A 9,003-nucleotide genomic window follows, 5' to 3' on the forward strand; every position below is an offset into this window, starting at 1 on the left:
CTACAAGGGTGACCTCAGCCGCGCCAACGCGATCGTCGATTACCGCTTCACCCAGAACTTCGGCGTGTTCGCCGGCTACGACTGGTTCAAGCTGGATGCGGACAAGAAGGGCAGCGACGGCACCATCGGCCTGAAGCAGGAATTCAAGGGCCCGGTGGCGGGTATCAGCGTCACCTTCTAAACCCTGCTCCCCTTCCACAGCATTCTCTCTCCTGGCGCGGCCTCCGGAACATCGGGGGCCGCGTTTTTTTGTGGCTTCCTGGCAGAAGAGCAGAAGCGGGTTGGTCGAGCGCTGGAGGGAGAGGGGGCGGGGTGCGAATGTCCCCCGGCGCCGGCCTGCGGCCGTCACCTCCTCCTATACTTCGCACCCAGCCCCCTCTCCCTCCGCGTGTCAGGCATCCAGGCAGCCGCTGCGGTGGGAGTGGTTGTGGCTTCCGCCTTCCGCAAGCCGAGCCGCTGCGCGGGCGGCAGGCGTTTCGACAAAGTAAAGGAGGAGGCGACCGCCGAAGGCGGGCGACGGGGGACATTTGTCGAAAYGCCTGCCGCCCGCGCAGCGGCCCTACAGCTCGCAAAAATCCGGAACGGAGAAACAAAAAAACCCCGGCAATGCCGGGGCTTTTTGTTCGGGAAGGCGCGGGCGCCTTATTTCTTCTTCGGCATGTACAGATCGGTGATCGTGCCGTCGTAGATTTCCGAGGCCATCGCCACCGACTCGCTCAGCGTCGGGTGCGCATGGATGGTGTGGCCGATATCCTCGGCCTCGGCACCCATCTCGATCGCCAGGCCGATCTCGGCCAGCAGGTCACCGGCGTGCACGCCGACGATCGCACCGCCGATGATGCGGTGGCTGTCCTCGTCGAAGATCAGCTTGGTGAAGCCCTCGGTGCGACCGATGCCGATCGCGCGGCCGCTGGCGGCCCACGGGAACTTGGCCACGCCAACCTTCAGGCCCTTGGCCTTGGCTTCGGTCTCGGTGACGCCAACCCAGGCGATTTCCGGGTTGGTGTAGGCCACCGACGGAATCACCCGCGCGACCCACTCCTTCTTGTGCCCGGCAGCCACTTCGGCCGCCAGCTTGCCCTCGTGCGTGGCCTTGTGGGCCAGCATCGGGTTGCCGACGATGTCGCCGATGGCAAAGATGTGCGGCACGTTGGTGCGCATCTGCCGGTCGACCGGAATGAAGCCACGATCGGTCACCTGCACGCCGGCCTTTTCAGCATCGATCTTCTTGCCGTTCGGCGAACGACCCACGGCCACCAGCACGCGGTCGAAGGTGCCCTGCGCCAATGCCGGCGCCTGGCCTTCCTCGGCGGCTTCGAAGGTCACGGTGATGCCCTTGGCATCGGCGGTCACGCCGGAGGCCTTGGTCTTCAGGTGCACGTCAATGCCCTGCTTCTTCAGGCGGTCGGCCAGCGGCTTGACCAGGTCCTTGTCGGCGCCCGGCATCAGCTGGTCCATGAACTCGACCACGGTGACCTTGCTGCCCAGCGCGCCGTACACGGTGGCCATTTCCAGGCCGATGATGCCGCCGCCGACGACCAGCAGCGAGCCCGGCACTTCGGCCAGCTCCAGCGCGTCGGTGGAGTCCATCACGCGCTTGTCGTCCCACGGGAAGTTCGGCAGCTTCACCGCCTGCGAACCGGCGGCGATGATGCACTTCTGGAAGCGCAGCAGCTGGGTGCTGCCGTCAGCGGCGGTGATTTCCAGCTCATTGGCGGACACGAACTTGCCCACGCCCTGCACGCTGCGGACCTTGCGCTGCTTGGCCATGCCGGCCAGGCCCTTGGTCAGCTGGTTGACGACCTTTTCCTTGTACTGGCGCAGCTTGTCCAGGGTGATGGTCGGCTTGCCGAACTCGACGCCGAAATCACCGGCATGGGCGACTTCGTCGATCACCGCAGCGGCGTGCAGCAGTGCCTTGGACGGGATGCAGCCGACGTTGAGGCAGACGCCGCCGAGGCTGGCGTAGCGTTCGACCAGCACCGTATCCAGGCCGACGTCGGCGGCGCGGAAGGCGGCGGTGTAGCCGCCCGGGCCCGAGCCCAGCACAACCATTTCGCATTCGATGTCGGCGGCCTTGCCACTGGACAGTGCCGGCTTCGGTGCTGCGGGCTCGGCGGGGGCGCGGTGCGACGGCGTCACCGGCGGCTTGCTGGCCGGGGCGGCGGCCGCCGGGGCCGGCGCAGCGGCCTTGGCCGGCGCTTCAGCGGCGCCTTCGGTCTCCAGCAGCACGACGACCGCGCCTTCGGACAGCGTGTCGCCCAGCTTGACCTTGATTTCCTTGACCACGCCGGCTGCCGAGGACGGCACTTCCAGGGTCGCCTTGTCCGACTCCAGGGTCACCAGACCCTGGTCTTTCTTCACCGTATCGCCAACGGCGACCAGCACTTCGATCACCGGCACATCGCTGTAATCGCCGATGTCGGGAACCTTGATTTCAATCGTGGCCATGGTGGGTTTTCCTCGTGCCCGACCGGCGTGGCCGGCGGGCTGTCACTGCGTTTCGACAGGCGGCCGCGCCAGGGGCAGCGGCCGCACGGTGGGGGCGAAGCGGTGCCTTACAGCAGCACGCGGCGCATGTCGGCCAGCACCTGCGAGAGGTACGTGGTGAAGCGTGCGGCCAGGGCGCCATCGATGACGCGGTGGTCGTAGCTCAGCGACAGCGGCAGCATCAGCTTCGGTGCGAACTCCTTGCCATTCCAGACCGGCTGGATGGACGACTTGGAGACGCCGAGGATGGCCACTTCCGGGGCATTGACGATCGGGGTGAACGCGGTGCCGCCGATGCCGCCCAGCGAGCTGATCGAGAAGCAACCGCCGCTCATGTCGGCCGGGCCCAGCTTGCCGTCACGCGCCTTCTTGGCCAGCTCGCCGGTTTCCTGCGCGATCTGCACCACGCCCTTCTTGTCGACGTCGCGGATGACCGGAACGACCAGGCCGTTCGGGGTATCGGCAGCGAAACCGATGTTGAAGTACTTCTTCAGGGTCAGGTTCTCGCCGCTGGCATCGAGCGAGGCGTTGAACTCCGGGAACTTCTTCAGCGCCGCGGCGCTGGCCTTGATCAGGAAGGCGAGCATGGTCAGCTTGATGCCGGCCTTCTCGTTCTCCTTGTTCAGCGCCACGCGCAGGCCTTCCAGGTCGGTGATGTCGGCCTGCTCGAACTGGGTGACGTGCGGGATCATCGCCCAGTTGCGGGCCAGGTTSGCRCCGGAGATCTTCTTGATSCGCGACAGCGGCTGCACTTCAACGTCGCCGAACTTGCTGAAATCAACCTTCGGCCACGGCAGCAGGTTGAGGCCACCGCCGGCAGCCACGGTGCCACCGGCAGCTGCCGGAGCGCCGCCGCTGAGCGCGGCCTTGACGAACTTCTGCACGTCGGCCTTGGTGATGCGGCCGCCCTTCTCGCTGCCACTGACCTGCAGCAGGTCGACACCGAGCTCACGGGCGAACACGCGCACCACCGGCGATGCGTAGGGCACCTTGGCCGGCAGCACGCCATCGGCGTTGAACTGTACCGGCGGGCTGGTCGGCGCGCCGGCCGAGGGGGCGCTGGCGATCTCGCGGGCGGCCAGCTTGTCCGGCTGGGCCGGCACGGCGACCGGCTCGACCTTGGTAGCGGTCTCGGCGGCGGCCGGGGCAGCAGCGGCGGCAGCCTTGCCCGGGGCCGGGGCGGCAGCGCCTTCGGCTTCGATGATGGCGACCACGTTGCCCTGCGACAGGTTGTCGCCGACCTTGACCTTGATCTCCTTGACCACGCCGGCGACCGACGACGGCACTTCCATGGTGGCCTTGTCGCTTTCCAGCGTGACCAGGCCCTGGTCCTTCTTCACCGTATCGCCCACGGCGACCAGCACTTCGATGACCGGAATGCCGCTGTAATCGCCGATATCCGGCACCAGGGCTTCCACCGCGCCGCCGCTGGCAGCGGGGGCGGCAGCAGCGGCCGGAGCGGGAGCGGCCTGGGTGGCAGCGGCCGGAGCAGCGGCCGGAGCAGCGGCCTTGGCCGGTGCGGGTGCAGCGGCGGGTGCAGCGGCAGCGGCCGGCTGGGCAGCCTCGCCGTCGGCCACTTCGATCAGTGCCACGACCTTGCCTTCGGACAGGCTGTCGCCCAGCTTGACCTTGATTTCCTTGACCACGCCGGCCACCGAGGACGGCACCTCCATGGTCGCTTTATCGCTTTCCAGCGTGACCAGGCCCTGGTCCTTCTTCACCGTATCGCCGACGGCAACAAGCACCTCGATTACCGGGATATCGCTGTAGTCACCGATATCGGGGACACGTGCTTCCTTGATTTCGGCCATGGGGAGAACTCCGGCAATCTGGTGTAGGGAAACGTCTATTGTGCGGCCAGCGGGAGCCAGCGCCAACCGTTACAGGTGTTTTCAGTACGCACGCAGCCGGGACACGCTGTTGCTCATGGCCCGCCGGCGCTTCCAGTCGGTAGCGTATTGTCCTGCCGATGTCCGCTTGATGTCGCCAGTGCGACGGCCACCGGCTGCCAGGCCTGGCGCAGGCGCGGCAAGGACCACGCTGCGTTGGCCGGACTGGTGGACGGCAGCGCCAGCACCTTGGCCGACGTGGCCAGCTGCGGCTGCACCCAGCGCTGGAAGGCCTGCATCGCCGCGCCACCGTTGCAGCCGATCAGCTGCAGGTCAGGCAGTGCGGCGATCAGTGCGGGAAGTGCATTGGCCACTTCCGTGCCACGCACGATGTCCGCATCCAGGCTTCCGCGTCGTTTGCAGCGGCCGATCACATCCCACAGGCCGACACCATTGGCTGCCAGCGCCTGCAGTCGCTGCGCGTACGGCATTGCCGGGTCGAAGCCGCACAGATCGCCGAGCAAGGGCCAGAAACGATTGCGCGGGTGCGCGTAGTAATGCTGTGCCTGCAACGAAGCGATACCGGGCATTGAACCCAGCAGCAACACCCGGCAATCCGCGTTCACCTGCGCAGGCAGGCCGATGCACAACGTTGCAGCGCTCACATCTTCTCCAACTGCATGAATATTCCAGGAGGGCAGAAACCGCATGGAAACAGGGATTTCGCGCTGTTCGCTGAACAGTGCGAACTAATTTTTAACGCGCGTCGGATTCGATTCATGTTGGGGCGACTACGGTGTGCTCGCCCCGCAACCGGGGGCCCAAAACAAGAAACATTAGGAGATTCCCCCATGCGCTCCATCCGTATCCTGAGCCTCGCCCTGCTGACCTCCGCCGCGTTTGCACCGGCTGCCTTCGCGCAGGACAGCAGCACCACCGATACCGCCTCGGGCAAGCATTTTGCCGTGGTTGGCGGCGTCTCGCTGCTGCAGCCGAAGAATGACCCGATCGACGGCATCAAGAAGGTCGATGGCGGCCCGGCACCGACCGTCAGCTTCAGCTACTACATCAACGACAACTGGGCCGTTGAACTGTGGGGCGCTGCAGACAAGTTCGACCACAAGGTGAAGGGCCCGGGCAATGCCCGCCTCGGCAACGTCGAGCAGCAGCCGGTCGCGCTGAGCGGCCAGTACCACTTCGGCCAGGCTGACAACGTGTTCCGTCCGTTCGTGGGCGTGGGCTACTTCCAGTCGGCCTTCAGCAATGAAACCCTGGCCGACGGCAGCGACTCCGACATCCGCCTGAAGGACGCCAAGGGCGTGATCGGCACCGTCGGTGTGGACATGAACATCAACTCGACCTGGTTCGCCCGTGCCGACGCCCGCTACATGCGTTCGCGTCCGGACGTGAAGGTCGGCGGCGAGAAGATCGGCGAAGCGAAGATGGATCCGTGGACCGTCGGCTTCGGCATCGGCGCCCGCTTCTAAGCGCTTCTGCGTCATTGTTGTACCGCGACGGGCCCTTCGGGGCCCGTCGTCGTTTCCGTCACCCGGGTTCTGTAGAGTCGACTGACAGTCGAATCTACACAGAAGGGATGCGGAGGCGCGATGCACGAGGTCGACCTGCTGGTGATCGGCGCTGGCATCAACGGCGCCGGTATCGCCCGTGATGCCAGCGGCCGCGGGCTGAAGGTGCTGCTGTGCGAACAGCACGACCTGGCAGCACACACCTCCAGCGCCAGCAGCAAGCTGATCCATGGCGGACTGCGCTATCTGGAACAGGGCGAGTTCGGCCTGGTGCGCAAGGCGCTGGGCGAGCGCGAGGTGGTGCGTCGGCAGGCGCCGTTCCTGGTGCGGCCGCTGTGCTTCGTGCTTCCGTGGCARCCGCACCTGCGCCCGCGCTGGATGCTGCGGCTCGGGCTCTGGCTGTACGACCATCTGGGCCGGCGCGGTCCCGCCTTTCCTGCGTCGCGCGCCGTGGATCTGCACGACGATCCACTCGGCGCGCTGCTGTCGCCACAGCTGCAGCACGCCTTCAGCTACGCCGACGCGCAGGTGGATGATGCGCGGCTGGTCATCCTCAACGCGCTCGATGCTGCGCAGCGGGGTGCATGCATCCTGACCGGCACGCGCTGCGTGGACCTGCAACGCGGGCACGGACGCTGGCACGCCGTACTGGAAAACGCCGCAGGCCATCAGCAGACCGTGCAGGCACAGGCGGTGGTCAACGCCGCAGGCCCCTGGGCCGGCGGTCTGCTGGAGCGCATGCACGCCCGCAGCGGCGGACCTGCGCTGCGCCTGGTCCAGGGCAGCCACATCGTGCTGCGCCGCGCCTGGCCGAACGACCGCGCCTGCCTGCTGCAGCAGCCCGACGGCCGTGTGGTGTTCCTGCTGCCCTTCCACGACCACCTGCTCATCGGCACCACCGACACCGACTATCGCGGCGACCCCGCACGCTGCAGTGTGCTGCCCGCGGAAGTGGACTACCTGTGCAGCGCTGCCAACGGCTACCTGCGCGATCCGGTCGCACCTGCCGAGGTGGTCTGGCAGTTTGCCGGCGTGCGCCCGTTGCTGGCCGACCCGGACCCGCGCGCGGCCAAACTGAGCCGTGACTATCGCCTGCAACTGGACGCCGACGGTGCGCCTGCGCTGCACGTGCTGGGCGGCAAGCTGACCACGTACCGGGTACTGGCCGAGGAGGCACTGGACCTGCTGCGCCCCTATCTGCCGCACGCCCGCCCCGCCTGGACGGCGGCAGGCGAGCCACTGCCCGGCAGCGACTGGGGCGATGCCGGGCAGGCACGGGAACAGCTTCGGCACCAGGCCCCCTGGCTGCCGGAGGCCACGCTGCGGCGCTGGGCCAGCGCCTATGGCAGTCGCAGCATCGATCTGCTGCACGGCGCACGCAGCCTGTTCGATCTGGGCGAAGACTTTGGCGCGGGCCTGCACGCACGCGAGGTGGCGTTCCTGTGCGACCACGAGTGGGCCCGCAGCGCCGAGGATGTACTGTGGCGGCGGAGCAAGCTGGGGCTGCAGATGGACGCGACACAGGCGGCACGGCTGCAGGCCTGGATGGATTCACGTCGCCGGTAATGCCGCGCGCGGCCCGGCGCCACCGATGCATTACGATCCCAACATCGCCACCGGAGACGCTGCATGACGCCCCGCTACGTGCTGGCCATCGACCAGGGAACCACCAGTTCGCGCGCGATCCTGTTCGATCGCGCCGGCGACATCGTCGGCAGCGCGCAGCGCGAGTTTGCCCAGTTGTTTCCACAGCCGGGCTGGGTCGAGCATGACCCGCGCGAGATCCTGACCAGCGTCTATGCCACGATCACCGAACTGCTCAGCCGCGAACAGATCGATCCCCGCCACATCGCCGCACTGGGCATCACCAACCAGCGCGAAACCACCGTGGTCTGGGACCGTGCCAGCGGCCAGCCGATCCACAACGCCATCGTCTGGCAGTCGCGGCAGAGCCAGGCGATCTGCGAGCGGCTGAAGTCCGACGGCCACGAAGCGCTGATCCGCGAGCGTACCGGCCTGCTGATCGATGCCTATTTCTCGGCCACCAAGATCCGCTGGATCCTCGACCACGTCGACGGCGCGCAGCAGCGGGCCGAGCGCGGCGAGCTGCTGTTCGGCACCATCGACAGCTGGCTGGTGTGGAATCTCAGCGGCGGCCAGGCGCACGTGACCGACTACAGCAACGCCGCGCGTACGCTGCTGTTCAACATCCACACCTTGGACTGGGACGAGGACCTGCTGGCCCTGCTGGACATTCCGCGTGCGATGCTGCCGCAGGTGCGCGATTCCAGTTCGGTGTACGCGCACACGCGCCCGCAGTTCTTCTTCGACCATCCGATCCCGATTGCCGGCATCGCCGGCGACCAGCAGGCCGCGCTGTTCGGCCAGGCCTGCTTCCAGCCAGGCATGGTCAAGAACACCTATGGCACCGGCTGCTTCATGCTGATGCACACCGGCACGCAGGCCGTGCGCTCGCGCAATGGCCTGCTGACCACCATTGCCTGGGGCCTGGAGGGAAAGGTGGAATACGCGCTGGAGGGGTCGATCTTCATCGCCGGCTCGGTGGTGCAGTGGCTGCGCGATGGGCTGCGCATGATCGATCGCGCTGCTGACAGCCAGGCCTTGGCCGCACAGGTGCCGGACAGCGCGGGGGTGTACCTGGTGCCGGCCTTCGTCGGCCTGGGTGCACCGTACTGGCGCAGCGACGTGCGCGGTGCGATGTTCGGCCTGACCCGTGGCACAGGCAAGGCCCACTTCGTGCGCGCAGCGCTGGAGGCGATGGCCTACCAGACCCGCGACGTTCTGGATGCGATGCAGTCCGATGCGGGCATCTCGCTCAGTGAACTGCGCGCCGATGGCGGCGCGATCGGCAACGACTTCCTTGCCAGCTTCCAGGCCGACATCCTCGGCGTCCCCCTGCTGCGACCGCGGGTGACCGAGACCACCGCGCTGGGTGCGGCCTATCTGGCCGGGCTGGCGGTCGGCTTCTGGGAGAGCCGCGAACAGATCGCGGCACAGTGGGGGCTGGATCGCCGCTTCGAACCGCAGATGGCGGTGGCCCGGCGCGAGAAACTCTACGCCGGGTGGCAGCAGGCCGTGGCCGCCACCCTCGCCTTCCACGTCGACTGACGGTAGTGCCGGCCGCTGGCCGGCAACAC

Annotated in this window: 6 protein-coding genes and 1 pseudogene; 4 read left to right on the plus strand and 3 right to left on the minus strand. The window is 67.3% G+C overall.

Translation table 11 applies throughout. The features are described 5' to 3' along the window. Window positions 1-181 (plus strand): annotated as a pseudogene (locus tag AC1DJN_RS18060) (hypothetical protein); the annotation flags it as partial. 461 nt (window positions 182-642) lie between these two features. On the opposite strand, the gene lpdA reads toward AC1DJN_RS18060, so the two are convergent. The 3 genes from lpdA to AC1DJN_RS18075 form a co-directional block, all read right to left on the minus strand. Next, window positions 643-2,451: a dihydrolipoyl dehydrogenase gene (gene lpdA, locus AC1DJN_RS18065; protein WP_313443603.1), complete on the minus strand. Its 1,809-nt coding sequence runs from the start codon at window positions 2,449-2,451 to the stop codon at window positions 643-645. Between the two features lie 107 nt (window positions 2,452-2,558). Then, a complete protein-coding gene (aceF, locus tag AC1DJN_RS18070) occupies window positions 2,559-4,301 on the minus strand; it encodes a dihydrolipoyllysine-residue acetyltransferase (RefSeq protein WP_442252163.1) in 1,743 nt (580 codons plus the stop codon). A 113-nt stretch (window positions 4,302-4,414) separates the two neighbouring features. Then, window positions 4,415-4,984, minus strand: a complete 570-nt coding sequence (locus AC1DJN_RS18075; RefSeq protein WP_051585033.1) for a DNA-deoxyinosine glycosylase — start codon at window positions 4,982-4,984, stop codon at window positions 4,415-4,417. Between the two features lie 186 nt (window positions 4,985-5,170). On the opposite strand from AC1DJN_RS18075, the gene AC1DJN_RS18080 reads away from it, so the two are divergent. From AC1DJN_RS18080 to glpK, 3 genes are all read left to right on the plus strand, one after another. Then, a complete protein-coding gene (locus tag AC1DJN_RS18080; protein WP_025877381.1) occupies window positions 5,171-5,806 on the plus strand; it encodes an OmpW/AlkL family protein in 636 nt (211 codons plus the stop codon). Window positions 5,807-5,926: 120 nt separating this feature from the next. Then, complete coding sequence (gene glpD / locus AC1DJN_RS18085; protein WP_032976573.1) at window positions 5,927-7,411, plus strand: glycerol-3-phosphate dehydrogenase; 1,485 nt, start codon at window positions 5,927-5,929, stop codon at window positions 7,409-7,411. Window positions 7,412-7,474: 63 nt separating this feature from the next. Then, complete coding sequence (gene glpK / locus AC1DJN_RS18090) at window positions 7,475-8,974, plus strand: glycerol kinase GlpK (protein ID WP_032976574.1); 1,500 nt, start codon at window positions 7,475-7,477, stop codon at window positions 8,972-8,974. Window positions 8,975-9,003: the final 29 nt, after the last annotated feature.

The sequence above is a fragment of the Stenotrophomonas sp. 05L414_2 genome, assembly GCF_056397905.1.